Below are 16,627 nucleotides of genomic sequence, written 5' to 3' on the forward strand. Positions count from 1 at the left end.
AAACCCGAAGGTTTAAGGACCCTACACATTTGATTTGTCGAAACTTTGTTCAGTTTTCAAAGGTCTACTTTGTTGCCCATATCTCTCAAGCAACGTATACTAGATTACCATTTAGATAACCCAGTGTCAACAACTTTTTCAACTATTTTTGAATCTCGTTTGGAGAAACAAAACATGTCTTAAATTGACAACTTTGTAACTATACCAATGTTGTTACATCACGTCAATTACAATTCATCTATATGAAAAAAGTCTAATAAAAAAGACTGATTTAACATCAGTCTTTAATCTTGTCTTATTAGTTTTCTTCCGGTCGCATTGTTGGAAATAAAATGACGTCCCTAATTGACGCACTATCAGTCAACAACATAGTTAATCGATCAATTCCGATACCGAGACCACCTGTAGGCGGCATCCCATATTCTAGCGCCTCGATAAAGTCTTCATCAATTCCCTCAGCTTCATCATTACCAGCTTCGCGTTCCTTAACTTGTGCTTCAAATCTTTCCCGTTGATCAATTGGATCATTCAACTCAGTAAAAGCATTAGCAAACTCGTTACCAACAATATAAAGTTCAAATCGGTCAGTAAAACGAGGATCTTTCTCGTTTTTCTTAGCCAATGGTGAAATTTCAACTGGATGTCCATAAACAAACGTTGGTTGAATCAACTTATCCTGAACAAATTGTTCGAAAAACTCATTAATAATATGACCAACTTGCCAGTATTCTTCGTAATGAACATGATGCTCATCTGCTAACTTACGTGCCTGTTCCAGCGTCATCTTCTGCCAAAAATCCACACCTGTATACTCTTTAATTGCATCTACCATGTGTACTCTATTAAACTCCTTATGCAAGTCCAACTCCGTGCCTTGATAAGTTATTTTACCATCATCTGAAATTACCTTTACAGCTGCCTTAAAGATTCCTTCAGTTTCATCCATCACATCGTGGAAATCAAAAAAAGCAACATACGTTTCCAACATTGTAAATTCAGGATTATGTTTCGTATCCATTCCTTCATTTCTAAAAACACGGCCAATTTCATAAACCCGTTCTAGACCACCAACAATTAGTCGCTTTAAGTGCAACTCCAATGCAATGCGTAGGTATAAGTTAATATCCAATGCATTATGATGAGTAACAAACGGACGGGCATTGGCTCCACCAGCCTGATTATGTAAAACTGGTGTTTCCACTTCAGTAAATCCATCTTGGTCTAGATAACTACGGATGGCTGTGATAATTTTACTACGCTGCTGAAATCGTTTAAAGCTATCAGGATTAGAAATCAGATCTAAATACCGCTGTCTGTAGATTTGTTCCTGATTTTGGAGGCCATGAAACTTATCAGGTAATGGTCGTAAAGCCTTTGATAAGAAAGTTAAACCAGTTGCACGAATCGTCAATTCACCAGTGTCAGTCTTGATCACATCGCCTGTAATTCCAAGAAAATCACCAATATCAGATCGCTTAAAGATATGGTAAACATCCTCACCAAGAACATCTTTACGTAAATAAACCTGAATGCGTCCCGTCCGATCCAAAATGTCAGCAAAACCAACCTTACCTTTGCCTCGTTTTGATACCATTCGACCAGCAATCGTTACTTGTTTATTTAAATCGTTAAGTTCATCTTTATCTTGCTCTTCAAATTCATCATGTAATTGTTGCGCTAAATAGTCTCGTTGAAACCGATGTCCAAATGGGTCAATTCCCTCCTCGCGAAGTTCACTCATCTTCTCACGTCGGACACGTAATTGATCATTCATTTCCTGTTCTTTTGCCACAATGTTTCCTCCATTCAGCTAATTATCAACTTCTACTGTGCCTGTTTTAATTGTCTTTTTATTTGTCGTTCCTTTGTTTGTTCCAAAAAACGATCAAAGATATCATTCATTTCTTGCACACTTTCAGCTTCCATTAATGCTGCTTTAGTACGAGCAGAGCGAGGCGTCCCTTTTAAATAATAGGTCGCTTGGCCCCGAAATTCATGCACACCAATTTTTTCGCCCTTCAAATTAGCTAATCGTTCCAAATGCTCTTTAGCCATTTGAACTTTCTTTTCTGGTGTGGCTTCTGGTAGCAGTTCACCAGTTGCTAAATAATGTTCTGTCTGTTCTAACATCCAGGGATTCCCCATGGCTGCCCGGCCAATCATAACAGCATCTGCGCCAGTCTGATCTAAGATACTTTTAGCATCTTCAGGTGAACGTACATCCCCATTAGCCATAAATGGAATCGTCAACTCATGAGCAACATTTTTCAAAACATTCCAGTCTGCCTGGCCAGTATACATCTGTTTACGAGTCCGGCCGTGCATTGCTAATGCACTGGCACCAGCTCGTTGTGCCGCTAGAGCATTATCAACAGCATAAACATGATCCAAATCCCAACCAATTCTCATTTTAACAGTCACAGGTTTTTTTACAGCGTCTGTTACATATGACACCATTTCATAGACCTTATTTGGATCAAGCAACCACTTTGCACCAGCTTCAGTTTTTACCACTTTATTAACTGGACAGCCCATATTGATATCAATTACATCTGCTTCAGTTTGCTGATCAACAAATTTTGCCGCTTCAACTAAAGTTTCTTTCGTACCGCCAAAAATTTGGATGCCCATTGGATGTTCAGTTTCTTCAACTTTCATCATCGACAGTGTTTTTTGATTGTGATGCATAATGCCACGATCTGAAATCATTTCGCAGACAACATAGCCAGCACCAAATTTTTTACAAATAACACGAAAGGCAGAATTAGTCACTCCAGCCATCGGTGCCACTACAACCTGATTAGGAATTGTCACATCACCAATTTTCCATTCCATTTATTGTTTCACCTCATTAATATTATTCGTTTCATATGCGGAAACTATCATAGCACAATCAATTTAATGATACCACGTTACTCCGCTGTCATTTGTAATAAAATCTTTTTTAAATCGATTTCACTATAGTCATACTTGTTTCCACAAAAATGACAAACTGCCTGGGCATGATGGTCTTCTTCAATCATCTGCTCCATGTCTGCTCGTGGAATACTGGCAAGAGCCTTAGCAAATCTCTCTTTTGAACAGTCACACTTGAACAATACAGGCATTTTATCCAGCACTTTGACTTCTTGTTGTGGGAACAATAAATGTAAAATATCTTCGGGACTTTTGTTTTGCCGGAGTAATTCCGAAACCAACGGCAATTGATTAATTTGCTGTTCCAATTGACTGATAGCTTCATCATTAGCTCCCGGCATAACCTGAATTAAAAAACCACCTGCAACTGCCACACTATTATCTGCATTAACAAATACGGACAATCCAACTGAAGAAGGAATCTGTTCCGATTGTGCTAGATAGTAGGTAAAATCTTCACCCAACTCACCTGAAACGATTGGCACTTGACCTGTAAATGGATCGCCTTGTGGCATATCTTTAGTAACAGAAAATGTCCCCGTTGACCCTACTGCAGTACGTACATCAATCTTTCCTTTTTTGTTCAATGGTAAGTTAACATGTGGGTGTTGCAAATATCCTTTAACAGTTCCGTTTGCATTACCGTCCACAACAATAGCCCCCACCGGACCATCTCCTTGAATTTTAACCGTCATCTTTTCTTCGCCTTTAAGCACTGAAGAAGCCAACAGTACTGTTCCAACTAAGCTACGACCCAGCGCAGCCGATGCAGCGCTCCAAGTATCGTGTCTTTGCTGTGCTTCTTGCACTACCCCAGTAGCATCAATTGCGTACGCGCGAAACATACCATCACCAACCACGCTTTTAACTAAAACATCTTTTTGTGTCATTACTGTCTCCTTTATAACTAACAAAGGACTGACACAAACTAAGTTTGCACCAATCCCGTTAGATCACATATATTTTTGATTATTCGCCTTTTGGTTGAGAATCGTCACTTGACTGATTGTCATCCGTATTCGAACTTTCATCTTCATGTAAACTATCTTCAGTTTCACTGTGACGTTGTGCTTCTTTGCGTTCCAATTCACGCTTGGATTCTTCAAAAGTAGCAGCGCGATCAGTGTCTGATTCTGTTGACTTGTCATCTTGTGGCATTTCACCAGTCTTAAACAAACTCAAAATTTGTTTTTCATCCAGAGTTTCATATTTTAAGAGCGCCTCAGCGATAACCTTGTGTTCTGCCCGATGGCTCTCAATAATATTACGAGCTTCTTGATGACCCTCCGTCGTTAATCGACGAACTTCTTCATCAATTAAAGCAGCAGTCTTTTCTGAGTAGGCAGGTGATTGACCATATTGTTGACCCATAAATGCCTGGCCACCGCCTTCAAGCTGGACTTCGCCAAGTTTATCACTCATTCCATATTGGGTAACCATTGCACGAGCAATTTGTGTCGCCTGTTCAAAGTCATTGGAAGCACCAGAGGATTGTGAATCAAAGATAATCTCTTCAGCGGCACGACCACCCATTAAACCGGCAATCTGCTCATTAGCATCCTTTTTGGACATTAACATTTGGTCCTCACGTGGCAACATGATTGCATATCCCCCAGCACGACCACGAGGTACAATGGTTACTTTATGAACGACCCGAGCATCATTAAGAACCAAACCAACAATCGTATGCCCCGCCTCATGATAGGCAACCGTTTCACGTTCTTGTTTTGAGATAACCCGATCACGTTTAGCCGGACCAGCAATCACTCGGTCTTCAGCCTCGTCCAAATCTGCTGCATCAACCTGACGTTTATTGCGACGAGCAGCCAATAATGCGGCCTCATTCAGCAAGTTTTCCAAGTCTGCACCAACAAATCCAGGAGTTTGCTTAGCAATCTCTTTTAGATCAACATCTGCAGCCAATGGTTTATTTTTAGCATGAACTTTCAGAATCGCTTCACGACCCTTAACATCAGGACGGCCAACCAAAATCTTTCGATCAAATCGACCCGGACGTAAAAGTGCTGGGTCTAAAACATCAGAACGGTTAGTTGCGGCCATGACAATTACACCCTCATCACCGTTAAAACCATCCATTTCAACTAACAATTGATTCAAAGTTTGTTCACGTTCATCATGGCCACCGCCCATACCGGCACCACGTTGTCGACCAACTGCATCAATTTCATCAATAAAGATAATTGATGGAGCTGTCTTCTTGGCATTTTCAAACAAATCCCGAACTCGACTAGCCCCGACCCCAACAAACATTTCAACGAAATCAGAACCTGAAATTGAGTAGAAAGGCACCCCAGCCTCGCCTGCGACGGCTTTGGCAAGTAATGTTTTACCGGTACCAGGAGGTCCCTCCAACAGTACACCTGAAGGTATTCGAGCTCCTAACGACAAGAACTTCTTTGGATCTTTTAAAAACTCAACTACTTCAACTAGTTCTTGTTTTTCCTCTTCTTCACCAGCAACATCGGAAAAACGAATCTTATTTTGCTTAGAATCAGATGGCTTGGCTTTTGACTTACCAAAGTTCATCACTCCGCGGCCACCGCCGCCACCGCCTTGGCCAGCTTGACCCATCATCATGTAGAAGAAGAAAATCATAATCACTACTGGCACAATATAAATCAGTAGATTGACCCAAAAGCCACTTGACTCTTCAGCTTTAGTTCCCATCTTGACATTATTTTGTTGTGCATATTTTTGTAACTGTGCAATTGTTACATCACTTTGTAATACGGTAGCCTGAAAGCTCTTTACCTTAGTATCGCCTGTGGTTCCGAAAGTAAACCCAGAATTACTGTTTTTATTTTCTTGTGCTTTCTTATATTGCCCAGTAATTTTGTAAACTCCACCACTAGGTTGCATTTGAAAACTTTTGATTTTTTTGTCTTTTAATTGTGAGACAAATTGACTTTGTTGAATATTTGCTGATTGCGATGATGAATTATTTCCACCAAAGAAAAAGTATGCAATACCCATGATGGCAAGGAAAATCACCGCATAAAATAGCACATTGCGACTAAAGCCATTTCGCTTATTGTTATTATTGTTGTTATTCATAACTACCTCCTATCTTACAGCTTTAGCTGCCTTGTATTGATGAAAATTATGATAGCACAGTTGACCAACATTGACTATTAATTTATCGGGCAACCTAACTCGTGTAAACTTCGGGTTTCAGCACTCCAACATATGGTAGATTTCGATACAATTCTTTGTAATCTAATCCATAGCCAACCACGAACTCATTAGGCACAGAAAAACCAATATAATCAGCCTTAACATCTACTGCTCGGCCCTCTTCTTTATCCAATAATGTGCAAACTTTAATTTCTGCCGCATTACGTTGTTTCAACAAATCAATCAAATACTTTAATGTACGACCGGTATCAATAATATCTTCAATAATTAGAATATTACGACCATCAATATCTGTTCCCAAGTCGTGTAACAAGTCGATTTGGCCACTCGATTCAGTTCCACCATGGTAACTTGATATATCAATAAAATCTAGCTCAGCATAAACATCCATTTCTTTAATAACATCCACCGTGAATAAAATGGCTCCTTTAAGGACTGAGATTACAATAGGCTTTTTGTCCTTAAAGTCTGTCGTTAACTGCTTCCCCAGTCGCGCAGCAGCTTGCAAAATTTCTTCTCTGCTATATAAAACTCTTTCAATGTCGTTATCCATGCTATTCTCCTCTGTCAAAGTGTCTAACAAATACAACATGTTGCCATTTATTTTGATAGTCCAATGGTCGTGTTAACCAACTCATTTTTTGGTCAACAACCCAAATAACATTATCGAATTGGTCAACAACCACTAACTGTGATTGTCGTTTTTCAGTGGGAACTTTGTTGTCAATCAAAATCCGTCTCACTTTTTGATGATGACCATTTTTGAGTATCAATGTGTCATCAGCTTCCCAACGGCGTATTTTAAGTGGGAATGCTGTTTTCGGTAACCACATTGATATAATTTTGTCATTTTCAGCTGACTTTAAACTCATGGGAGTAAAAATTCCAATTTTTTCTCGTGGTATAACTGTCTGCCATTGGTTTAATTTTAGCACAGTCGTGCCACCGATTGTAACTGAATTATCAGCTTCATTAGTCTTACTAACCCAGACAAAGTGATATTCTTTAACTAAGATTGTCTGCTCATTTAACCTAAATTTAGCTTGAGGTTTAGCTTCATTGCCTAATACTTGAATAATTTCGACTAGTTGCGCTTGGGATACATCACGCACTGCTTGGTTTTGTTCCAGCCACTGTTGTAATACAAGTTGTTGCGCAGCCGAACTCAATTTATGGTATAACGACAAATCTAATTGATTTTTATCAGTACTAATCTCCTGGATAAGCTGTTGAACTTGTTGACCAGAAAATTCCAACAATTGAGCTAACTGCCGTTGATAATCATTTAAGTGGGCCACGACCGATGGATTTTCATGCTGTAATTGTGGAATAATCCGATGCCGAAATCGATTACGTTGAATCGACAGATCTGTATTAGTACTGTCATCAAACCAGGTGATCTGCTCATGAAGAGCAAATGCAGTTATTTCGGCTCTAGAAACATTAAGGAGCGGACGAATCAGCTGTCCAACTGAAAAATCACGTTGTTGCGCAATTCCAGCCAATTGGGTTAATTGCCCGCCCCGAACTAGTTTCATCAACATTGTTTCTGCTTGATCATTCGCTTGATGAGCCGTAGCCAAAAATTGGGCGTGCTCTTCTTGTAACACTCTGGCAAAAAACTGATACCTAAAATTTCGTGCTGCTGCCTCAATACCATGATCCGGATGATCTGCCTGGGGCCAGTGTTTAGTTCGTAGTTCTAGGTGATGGTGCTCACAAAACGAACGAATAAACTGTTCCTCTTTGAAGCTTTCACTCCGTAATTCATGATTTACATGGGCAATAATTATCCGCGGTCGTTGCTCAGCGGACAACTTTAAAAACAGTTCCAACAAAACCATAGAGTCAATTCCTGTAGATACGGCCAGCACGACCGTTTCATTGGTATTAAAAAAGCGGTACTGTGCTAAGTTCCGCTCAAATTTAACTTGTAACGTTGATTTTTTCATCATGCTCCATTGTTGCTTAACTATTATTAACTGCGCCGGCCACCACGGCCACCACGTTTCCCCTCAGTATTATGACGCAAGGTAGAAAGTCGCGACTCACTTTCCTTCAAAAAGCCTGATAATAATGAATCAAAATCTTCTTTGCCACCATTACTACCACTTTGATGATCACGATTTCCCTTAAAACTATTCGATTGACTGCCGCTATGCGAATAACCTCTCTGGCTGGAATGTTGATTATCACTACTTGATCGATGGTTATTGTTATGTTCGTAATGCTTTGCTCCACTCTGACTACCAGTCTTAGAACTATGCTCTGGCTCGCTGGCTGCCTTGATTGATAAAGCAATCTTACCATCGTCTGCAATTGAAATTACTTTAACAGTAACTTCATCCCCAACAGACAAAACATCGTGAATATCTTTCACAAAGCTATTCGACACTTGACTGATATGTACCAGACCCGTTTTGTGATCTTCTAAATCCACAAATGCACCAAAATTAGTAATACCTGAAACTTTACCTGAAACTTTTGTTCCTACTTCAATTGCCATGAAAAAGTAGATCCTCCTTGCGTATTGTATTTTGAGTATAGCACAGATTAAAACTGTGTTGCTACCGAAAATAGAATCATTGAAATGACCAATAAAAACTAAAAATAGTGGTGGTCAACAACTATCTGTGGCCATCACTAACTTTCAAATATTTATTTATCTGTTGTATCTACAGAAACTGATTTTGTCGGTAAATTATAAATTGTTTCACCCTGTTTAGAATAATAATATTTTTGCCGAATTACCTTTTGAAGATAGTCATCATTATTCAATAGTTTTACTTCATGTTTCAAATCTTTATTTGTACTTTTAACCGTTTTTAATTTAGCTTCTTGCTTCGTCACTTGAGCGTCAGTACTACGTAAACTAGCACGACTTTGGATAATTTTAACACCGAAGAAAAGGACAAACACTGCAAAGACACTGATAATCGCATAAAAACGCTTCTTGCGGATTTGAATCAGTTGCTGTCGTTCACTAGCATTTTGCGCTTCTTGCGCAAGAATCTGTTTTGAATAATCTGAATGAATATGAGAAACTTTATTCTCACGATTTTGTGCCATTTGCGATTGCCCCTTTACTATTTATAGCTAAAGTATAGCAATCACCCGATTATTTGTCTATAACAAATTGGGCCATCCCGCGATCAAAATAACCAACACAGTGTTAGTTAACACCCTTACGAAAGTCCTCTTTATAACTTTCATCGACAATCTCATACATTTGCTCTGCTTCATCTTTTTTGGTAGTTTCGATAATTTGCAAAACTTTGATTGTTTCGGTCTTATTACCAAACTTGATAATCAGTTGATCATTAACAGCCACATTGCTTGATGACTTAGCACTATTACCATTGATTGTAATTCGTCCTTGATCTGCAATGTCTTTTGCCACAGAACGTCGTTTAATGATTCGTGAAACCTTAAGAAATTTATCTAAACGCATTTTTTTATCCTCCACTTTTAACTTTTTGATTTATTAATCAACTTTAATAGCCGTTTACCACCAGGGAACGTGACAATTTCCTTGATTGAAAATAACTGCCACTTTGCTACTAAAACTAGCACCACTGAGCATCCAATAATAACTGAAATCGCCACAATTGGAATCATGGCTAATCTACTTGTGCCAAATATATATAACCCTAACACACAAGTCAACTTTGCACAGACACCCATCAAAATACAAATTCCCAATAACTTAATTTGAAAACGGCGATCCATCGTCAACTGTTTTAATTGTGATGGCAGTGAAGATCTAATAATTATTAACGTAACTGTTAAACCGATAATCGTTCCCAGCGCAGCTCCAACAATTCCAAGGTGTCGCACTAAATAAAAGTTAACCAATAGCTTAATGATCAACCCGCCAAAAAGGCCAAACATTGTGACATAAAATTGATTTAGGCTCTGCAAAACACTACTGTACGTGGTAATTAACGCCACCAGCACAATACTAGTCATGCTAATTGCCAATGCCAAGCTGCCAACCGAATTAACAAACAATAATTGGTTAATTTGCGGCATCAACGTAATTAACCCCGCAGTTGCAAACAAAGACATCGCAATACATAAGTGTAGTGCAGAACGATACACTCGGCGAAACTCAACTATATTGTGTCTTAAACGACTAGCAGTTAATGATGGTAACAATGTGGCAGTAAAAGCTGTTGCAACTACTAATCCTAATTGAATTAATGGCTGTCCACGATCGAATACTCCTTTTAATGCCTTGGCATATGTTGGGGCCAGGCCACCACTAACCAATCCACGTTTAACAGTGAATGAATCAACTAATTGAAACAACACAACCATTCCTGCAAATAAGCAAACCACACCACCTTCTACCAATAGTCGCTTAATTAACAACCATGGTACTGTGGTTGTTAATTGGTTTATTTTAGCGTGTCGTAGAATACGCCAGATAGTTGGCAGTAAAAATAAACTTGCAATAAGACCTGCTACAAAGGCACTTCCCATTGCAAATGTACCCATTTTGTAAACATTCCAATGTTGCCGACTGGCTACTAGCGCCACACTTATCACAATTGAAACGCGAACAACTTGTTCTATCAATTGAGAAATAGCCGTTGGGATCATATTATATTTTCCCTGCCAATATCCACGACTAACAGCCAGAATTGGCATAAATATGAACATCAGTGCAACACTTTGAATAACAGGTGCCAGATTTTTGTCGCCCATCAATTGGGCCAGCCATGGCGCAAGTAACCAGCTAAACAGTACCAATAAGATGGCAAGTACACTTAGTATCACTACTAATTGTTGTACTAGAGTTTCCTTTTCAATCTGCGTTCGGCGCTCCGCAACTAATTTAGAAATAAAAACAGGTAAGCCACTTAACGCTAATGTCACTCCAATCCCATACAACGGGTATACTTGCTGGTACACATAAAACCCTGTATCGCCAACCAAATTCTGAAACGGAATTCGATAGGATGCACTCAGTACTTTAGCGATCAAAGTCGATAATGTTAAAATTAGCGTTCCTGTCAATATTTTATGAAGATGTCTTTGACGTTTCACGTTGGTCCTCGCTGTCATGAGTTTGCTGTGCTAATGCGCCAATAAAATCAGTTAATTGGGCTAGCCATGTGGTTTGATTCATTTTTGGTTGAATCACCAATTTAATTTGTAATTTTTGATTATCTTCACCAATAGTTGCCTTAAAATCAGTTTGCGCTAGTTGTTTTAAAATCGTTTTAGGCGAAATAATTTGACTCGCTTTTTTAGATAACAAGATAAATATATACCCATCCTGGCGCCTGATTTTTTCTAATAGTGCTAAATCACTGAAAAGTTTAATTTTGCCAATCACCAGTAGATTTTCAACTTGAACAGGATAATCTCCAAAGCGATCGATCAAATCACCTTGAGTTTCTGTTAATTGGTCTTCATTTTCGGCCTTTCTGATTTCTTTGTAAATCTCAATTTTTTGTCGTTGATCTTCAATATACTCAGATGGCAAATATGCTTCAATTCCCAATTCAATTTCACTATCTGTTTTTTGCGTAACTTTCTTTCCTTGTTTAATAGCGACTGCATCGGCTAGCATTTGTGAGTATAGATCATACCCCACTGAATCAATGAAACCATGCTGTTGCTTGCCCAATAAGTTACCGGCCCCCCGAATTGATAGATCTCGCATCGCGATTTTAAACCCGGAACCTAATTCGGTAAAATCACGAATTGCAGCTAATCGTTTTTCGCTTACCTCAGTCAGTACCTTATTAGGCTGATACATAAAGTAACCATATGCAACCCGGTTACTACGTCCAATGCGACCACGAATTTGATATAGTTGTGCTAATCCCATTCTATCAGCATTCTCCACAAATAACGTGTTTACATTCGGAATATCAACTCCTGTTTCAATAATTGATGTTGTCACTAACACATCATACTCACCACGAACGAAGTCATATAAAACACCCTCCAGTTGTGATTCTGTCATTTGACCATGAATATAGCCGACGCGTGCTTCTGGAACTAGCATTTGAATTTCGGCCACTGTCTTTTCAATGTCCGCCACCCGATTGTGCAAATAGTAGACTTGTCCACCACGCTGTATTTCGCGCATAATACCATCTCGAATTGCGCCTGCATTTTGCTCCATTACATACGTTTGAATTGGAAAACGACCAGCTGGTGGTGTCTCAATCACAGATAAATCGCGAACTCCCAGCATTGACATATGCAAAGTTCTTGGAATCGGTGTGGCTGTTAATGTTAATACATCCACGTTAGATTTTAGCTGTTTCAAGCGTTCCTTATGCTTAACCCCAAAACGTTGCTCTTCATCGATAATTAACAGCCCTAAATCTTTAAACGAAATATCTTTAGATAACAATCGATGGGTTCCAACAACAATGTCGCACTCGCCACTTTTAAGCTGTGCTTCAGTTTCTCGCACTTCTTTAGTAGTTTTGAACCGTGACATTAACCCAATATTAACCGGGTAACCCTCAAATCGATTTTGCATGGTATCAAAATGTTGCTGGGCCAAAATGGTCGTTGGGACAAGAAAAGCTACCTGTTTGCCAGCTTCAACAGCTTTAAAAGCAGCCCGTAAGGCAACTTCCGTTTTACCATAACCCACATCCCCAACTAACAGTCGGTCCATTGGCTTGATGCGTTCCATATCTCGTTTAATTTCCTCACTACTGCGTAACTGATCCCTAGTTTCAGTGTACGGAAAATCATTTTCGAATTGTTCTTGATAACTGTCATCTTTGGGGTAAGCATAGCCTTTTTCGGCTTCTCGTGCAGCATACAACTCAACTAATTCATCTGCAATATCTTCAATTTTAGCAGCGACTTTTCGTTTTGTTTTCGCCCATTCACTCCCACCCAATTTGTTAACATGTGGCGTTTTCGACTCTGATGAAACATATTTCTGGACTAAATTAAGTTGCGTAATTGGTACAAAAATTTGTGCATTTTTTTGGTAGTCGATAGTAATATAATCCTGATTTACACCATCAACTTTTAAGGTTTGAATTCCTGTAAACTGCCCAATTCCATGATTCACATGAACAACGTAGTCACCTGGTTTAAGATCCGTATAGCTTTTGATTCTCTCCGCATTAGCTAAAGTTTGCTGTCGGACCCGTTTTTTTTGAACCTGCTTAAACATTTCTGTTTCAGTAATCACAACCAGATTGGCGTTTGGCAACTCAAATCCATTTTGTAAGCCGGCCGAAACTAGTTGAACAAGCTGCGGTTTAATTTCATTTGCTTTAGTCTCAGTGACATTGATGTCAAAGTCGTGCAGTGTACTGTCGATTTTCTGCATTCGCTCTTCACCATTGACCATAATTACCACAGTTTGATTTTGCTTCATCCAGCGGCCAATTTCGGTTTTTAAAATTGGTAATTGACCAAAAAATTGCTGCATATTACGCGTAATTAAATTAGTAATTTGCGTAAATTTTAATTGAACCATTCCTTTTTGAAAGAGAGCAAAAATAATCTGAGCATGTTTATCAGAACGTATTAACTGAACAAAATCATTTTGTAAAGTATCAGTCGATAATAACTGCTGCTGGTCCACTTTATCAACTAACCAATTACTTTCGTCGTTTTGAAACTGCTTTTGAGCATCCACAATTCGTGGGTAATCGTCAATAAATAAGGCGCTATCTGCTGGTAAATAATCCAGCAAAGAATATTTTTTTGGATAAACCAGATTAGCAAATTCCAGCATTTCGGGTACTAATTGTTCATGTGAAATTGCTTTTAACAGCGGTGAAATTGCCTGTTCTAGTCTTTTACGTGCATCTTCATCAGTTAGGTCATCGTGAGTTTTGTTAAAAGCCGTTTGAATTCGAGCCCCAATTTCCGAAAAATCAGTTGGTGCCACAACAAAATCAGTGGCTGGCAAAACTGTCACTGTTTCAATATTTTCAACACTGCGTTGATCACTTGCATCAAAAAAACGTAATGAATCAACTTCCGTATCAAACAGATCAATTCTAACCGGATACTGTGTATTTAACGGATAAATATCAATAATAGATCCCCGAATAGCAAAATCACCCGGTCTCAAAACCATTTTTTCATATTTATAGCCCATCGAACTCAATAGAATTCTGGTCTTTTCTAATTTAATTTCACTGCCCACTTTGATATTCAGTGCCGCTTGTTTAAAGACCTGCGGTTCAGGCAACAACCGGTTCATCCCAGATGTTGATGTAACAATCACACAGTTTTCATTTTGCATTAAAGCATGCAGTGCTTGTACCCGCTGCAGCCTGTAATCGGGTGAACTCGTTGCCACTTCAGCGGCAATCATTTCTTCAGCCGGAAACTCAAACACTTTTTCTTCTGGCAATCTGTTCATCAAATCCGCGGCAACTTGATCCATATGAAATAATGTATCAGTCACAATAACTTGAGGATGTGACGACTTTTGTTGCAGTGCGCTCAATAATAATGTCCGCGCAGAACCAGAAATACCAGTAATTAATTGACGCTCACCAGGTTTAATTGCATTTGAAATTTGGGTAAATTCCGGCATTTGTTCCAGTAAATTTTCTAATTCCACTTTTATCTCCTCTAAAAAGAGTGTGAGCTGCGACGTCCAGATATCGTAGGTTAAACCAGTAACAGTGATTGATAAATCGCTCTTTGATTTATTCACCACTATTACTGGCTTAGCTTTAGAGATTTGGTGTAGCAAACACGTCTACTAAAATTCATAAATCTACGTTACTAATCTAGTTACCTTGTTTAATTAAACCGATTCATTAATTTGTCAAATGTAACACCAGTTAACCATGCATCAATTGCACTAACAGCCTCGGATAGGCTATCGTCAAACAACGTAAGCTGATCCGGCTTAAATTTACCAAGGACATAGTCAACGACCCGCATCTTTTGTGGGTGATCAATACCCACTTTTAGTCGATTAAATTGCTGAGTTCCTAAATGACTAATCAAACTTTTAATGCCATTATGTCCTCCAGCGGAACCGTGCTGTTTCAGTCTGATCTTGCCAACTGGTAAATCCATGTCATCATGAGCAACAATCACATCTTCAATCGAAATGTCGTAATAATCCATCAGTGGTTTAACAGCTCTACCCGAATCATTCATAAACGTAGTCGGTTTAACTACCAGTACTTTTTGGTCAGCAACTAAACCGGTGGCCACCATGGCTTCCATCTTAGAACGTTTAAAAGTTAATTCATGTTCCCGACAAAACCGATCAACTACCATAAAACCAGTATTATGCCTAGTTTGGTCATATTGTGGACCAATATTTCCTAATCCAACTATCATTTTCATTATTATAAAATTCCTTCCCGAATTGAGACAAAAAGGCCGAACGAAGTAAATCCCGTCCAGCAAATCCACTGACCATTATAAACCAGTTGGCAATCAAACAACAAATAATTCGTGAACAAATTAGTCTACTGACGTCTGATAGTTCTAACAATATTTTACTTTTTTGCAAAATTATTTCCGAGACATGATATAATAGCCTTGTTATCAAAATGTATTTTGAAAGGAAGATTCAAATTGACCAACAAAAATAATCATCAAAAAGTCGTCCTCGTCGGTGACGGTGCCGTTGGTTCTAGCTACGCTTTTGCAATGGCGCAACAAGGACTTGCCGAAGAATTCGTTATCGTGGACGTTATCAAGGAACGTACTCAAGGTGATGCCTTAGACCTTGAAGACGCAACTGCCTTTACTGCACCTAAAAATATTTATTCAGGTGAATATTCTGATTGTGCAGATGCAGACCTAGTTGTTATTACAGCTGGTGCACCTCAAAAGCCTGGTGAGACTCGTCTTGACCTGGTTAACAAAAACTTGAAGATTTTATCTTCAATTGTTAAGCCAGTCGTTGATTCTGGCTTTAACGGGATTTTTGTTGTTGCTGCTAACCCAGTTGATATTTTGACATACGCAACTTGGAAGTTCTCTGGTTTTCCTAAGAACAAGATCATCGGATCAGGTACTTCACTGGACACTTCTCGTCTGCGTGTTGCATTGGCCAAAAAACTTGAGCTTGACCCTCGCGATGTAAATGCGTACATCATGGGTGAACATGGCGATTCAGAATTTGCTGCATATTCAGCCGCAACTGCTGGTGGCAAATCACTAGTTGAGCTAGCCAAAGAAGCCGGATTATCATTTGATGATCTTTTGAAGATTGAGGATGAAACCCGTAATAAAGCTTACGAAATCATCAACCGTAAAGGTGCTACTTTCTACGGTGTCGCAACGTCATTAATGCGAATTTCAAAAGCAATTTTACGTGACGAAAATGCCATTTTGCCTGTTGGTGCTTCACTTGAGGGTGAATATGGTTTAAATGATATTTTCATTGGTACTCCAGCAGTTATTAATGGCCAAGGCCTAGCCAAGGTTATTGAGGTGCCATTGGATGATCGTGAAAAAGATCTGATGGCTAAATCAGCTGCAACTCTTCGTAAAGTTACCGCTGATGGTTTAGATGCCCTAAAGTAATATTCCAATAATACTTCGATTTATCAAAACATCAATTAGTAATTCAAAT

At 39.0% G+C, this 16,627-nt stretch carries 13 protein-coding genes; 1 reads left to right on the forward strand and 12 read right to left on the reverse strand.

Annotated elements, in window-relative coordinates:
* Positions 1-298: 298 nt before the first annotated feature.
* The 12 genes from lysS to pth all read right to left on the reverse strand — a co-directional run bounded on the left by lysS (position 299) and on the right by pth (position 15,387).
* The gene (gene lysS, locus FFM51_RS07185) at positions 299-1,792 is read right to left on the reverse strand and encodes a lysine--tRNA ligase (RefSeq protein ID WP_137597960.1); all 1,494 of its coding nucleotides are present in this window, start codon (positions 1,790-1,792) and stop codon (positions 299-301) included.
* Between the two features lie 32 nt (positions 1,793-1,824).
* Positions 1,825-2,835, reverse strand: coding sequence for a tRNA dihydrouridine synthase DusB (gene dusB / locus FFM51_RS07190; RefSeq protein ID WP_137597961.1), 1,011 nt, complete (start codon positions 2,833-2,835; stop codon positions 1,825-1,827).
* A 77-nt stretch (positions 2,836-2,912) separates the two neighbouring features.
* On the reverse strand, positions 2,913-3,806 hold the full coding sequence (gene hslO / locus FFM51_RS07195) for an Hsp33 family molecular chaperone HslO (protein ID WP_137597962.1): 894 nt from the start codon (positions 3,804-3,806) through the stop codon (positions 2,913-2,915).
* A gap of 79 nt (positions 3,807-3,885) precedes the next feature.
* Positions 3,886-5,991 carry an ATP-dependent zinc metalloprotease FtsH gene (gene ftsH, locus FFM51_RS07200; RefSeq protein WP_137597963.1) on the reverse strand — a complete coding sequence of 702 codons (2,106 nt, stop codon included), beginning with the start codon at positions 5,989-5,991 and terminating at the stop codon, positions 3,886-3,888.
* A gap of 94 nt (positions 5,992-6,085) precedes the next feature.
* Positions 6,086-6,625: a hypoxanthine phosphoribosyltransferase gene (hpt, locus tag FFM51_RS07205; protein WP_137597964.1), complete on the reverse strand. Its 540-nt coding sequence runs from the start codon at positions 6,623-6,625 to the stop codon at positions 6,086-6,088.
* A 1-nt stretch (position 6,626) separates the two neighbouring features.
* Positions 6,627-8,027, reverse strand: a complete 1,401-nt coding sequence (tilS, locus tag FFM51_RS07210) for a tRNA lysidine(34) synthetase TilS (protein ID WP_137597965.1) — start codon at positions 8,025-8,027, stop codon at positions 6,627-6,629.
* Positions 8,028-8,050: 23 nt separating this feature from the next.
* Positions 8,051-8,578 carry a S1 domain-containing RNA-binding protein gene (locus tag FFM51_RS07215; RefSeq protein ID WP_137597966.1) on the reverse strand — a complete coding sequence of 176 codons (528 nt, stop codon included), beginning with the start codon at positions 8,576-8,578 and terminating at the stop codon, positions 8,051-8,053.
* 152 nt (positions 8,579-8,730) lie between these two features.
* Positions 8,731-9,141 (reverse strand): FtsB family cell division protein, encoded by a 411-nt coding sequence (locus FFM51_RS07220; RefSeq protein ID WP_137597967.1) that lies wholly within the window; start codon positions 9,139-9,141, stop codon positions 8,731-8,733.
* 103 nt (positions 9,142-9,244) lie between these two features.
* Entirely contained in the window at positions 9,245-9,523 is a 279-nt protein-coding gene (locus FFM51_RS07225) for an RNA-binding S4 domain-containing protein (protein ID WP_137597968.1), read from the reverse strand.
* A 17-nt stretch (positions 9,524-9,540) separates the two neighbouring features.
* On the reverse strand, positions 9,541-11,124 hold the full coding sequence (locus FFM51_RS07230; RefSeq protein ID WP_170999591.1) for a putative polysaccharide biosynthesis protein: 1,584 nt from the start codon (positions 11,122-11,124) through the stop codon (positions 9,541-9,543).
* On the reverse strand, positions 11,099-14,617 hold the full coding sequence (gene mfd, locus FFM51_RS07235) for a transcription-repair coupling factor (protein WP_137597990.1): 3,519 nt from the start codon (positions 14,615-14,617) through the stop codon (positions 11,099-11,101). The genes FFM51_RS07230 and mfd overlap by 26 nt, the downstream gene beginning before the upstream one ends.
* A 212-nt stretch (positions 14,618-14,829) precedes the next feature.
* On the reverse strand, positions 14,830-15,387 hold the full coding sequence (gene pth / locus FFM51_RS07240; RefSeq protein WP_137597970.1) for an aminoacyl-tRNA hydrolase: 558 nt from the start codon (positions 15,385-15,387) through the stop codon (positions 14,830-14,832).
* A 234-nt stretch (positions 15,388-15,621) separates the two neighbouring features.
* On the opposite strand from pth, the gene FFM51_RS07245 reads away from it, so the two are divergent.
* A complete protein-coding gene (locus FFM51_RS07245) occupies positions 15,622-16,578 on the forward strand; it encodes an L-lactate dehydrogenase (protein WP_137597971.1) in 957 nt (318 codons plus the stop codon).
* Positions 16,579-16,627 lie beyond the last annotated feature (49 nt).

It is taken from the genome of Paucilactobacillus kaifaensis (assembly GCF_005405145.1).
Classification (GTDB): Bacteria; Bacillota; Bacilli; order Lactobacillales; family Lactobacillaceae; genus Paucilactobacillus; species Paucilactobacillus kaifaensis.

Excerpts from the sequence above, each read along its gene's own strand:
- dusB (WP_137597961.1), bottom strand. The coding sequence starts at position 2,835 with ATGGAATGGAAAATTGGTGATGTGACAATTCCTAATCAGGTTGTAGTG.
- hslO (WP_137597962.1), bottom strand. The coding sequence starts at position 3,806 with ATGACACAAAAAGATGTTTTAGTTAAAAGCGTGGTTGGTGATGGTATG.
- ftsH (WP_137597963.1), bottom strand. The coding sequence starts at position 5,991 with ATGAATAACAACAATAATAACAATAAGCGAAATGGCTTTAGTCGCAAT.
- hpt (WP_137597964.1), bottom strand. The coding sequence starts at position 6,625 with ATGGATAACGACATTGAAAGAGTTTTATATAGCAGAGAAGAAATTTTG.
- tilS (WP_137597965.1), bottom strand. The coding sequence starts at position 8,027 with ATGATGAAAAAATCAACGTTACAAGTTAAATTTGAGCGGAACTTAGCA.
- FFM51_RS07215 (WP_137597966.1), bottom strand. The coding sequence starts at position 8,578 with ATGGCAATTGAAGTAGGAACAAAAGTTTCAGGTAAAGTTTCAGGTATT.
- FFM51_RS07220 (WP_137597967.1), bottom strand. The coding sequence starts at position 9,141 with ATGGCACAAAATCGTGAGAATAAAGTTTCTCATATTCATTCAGATTAT.
- FFM51_RS07225 (WP_137597968.1), bottom strand. The coding sequence starts at position 9,523 with ATGCGTTTAGATAAATTTCTTAAGGTTTCACGAATCATTAAACGACGT.
- mfd (WP_137597990.1), bottom strand. The coding sequence starts at position 14,617 with ATGCCGGAATTTACCCAAATTTCAAATGCAATTAAACCTGGTGAGCGT.
- pth (WP_137597970.1), bottom strand. The coding sequence starts at position 15,387 with ATGAAAATGATAGTTGGATTAGGAAATATTGGTCCACAATATGACCAA.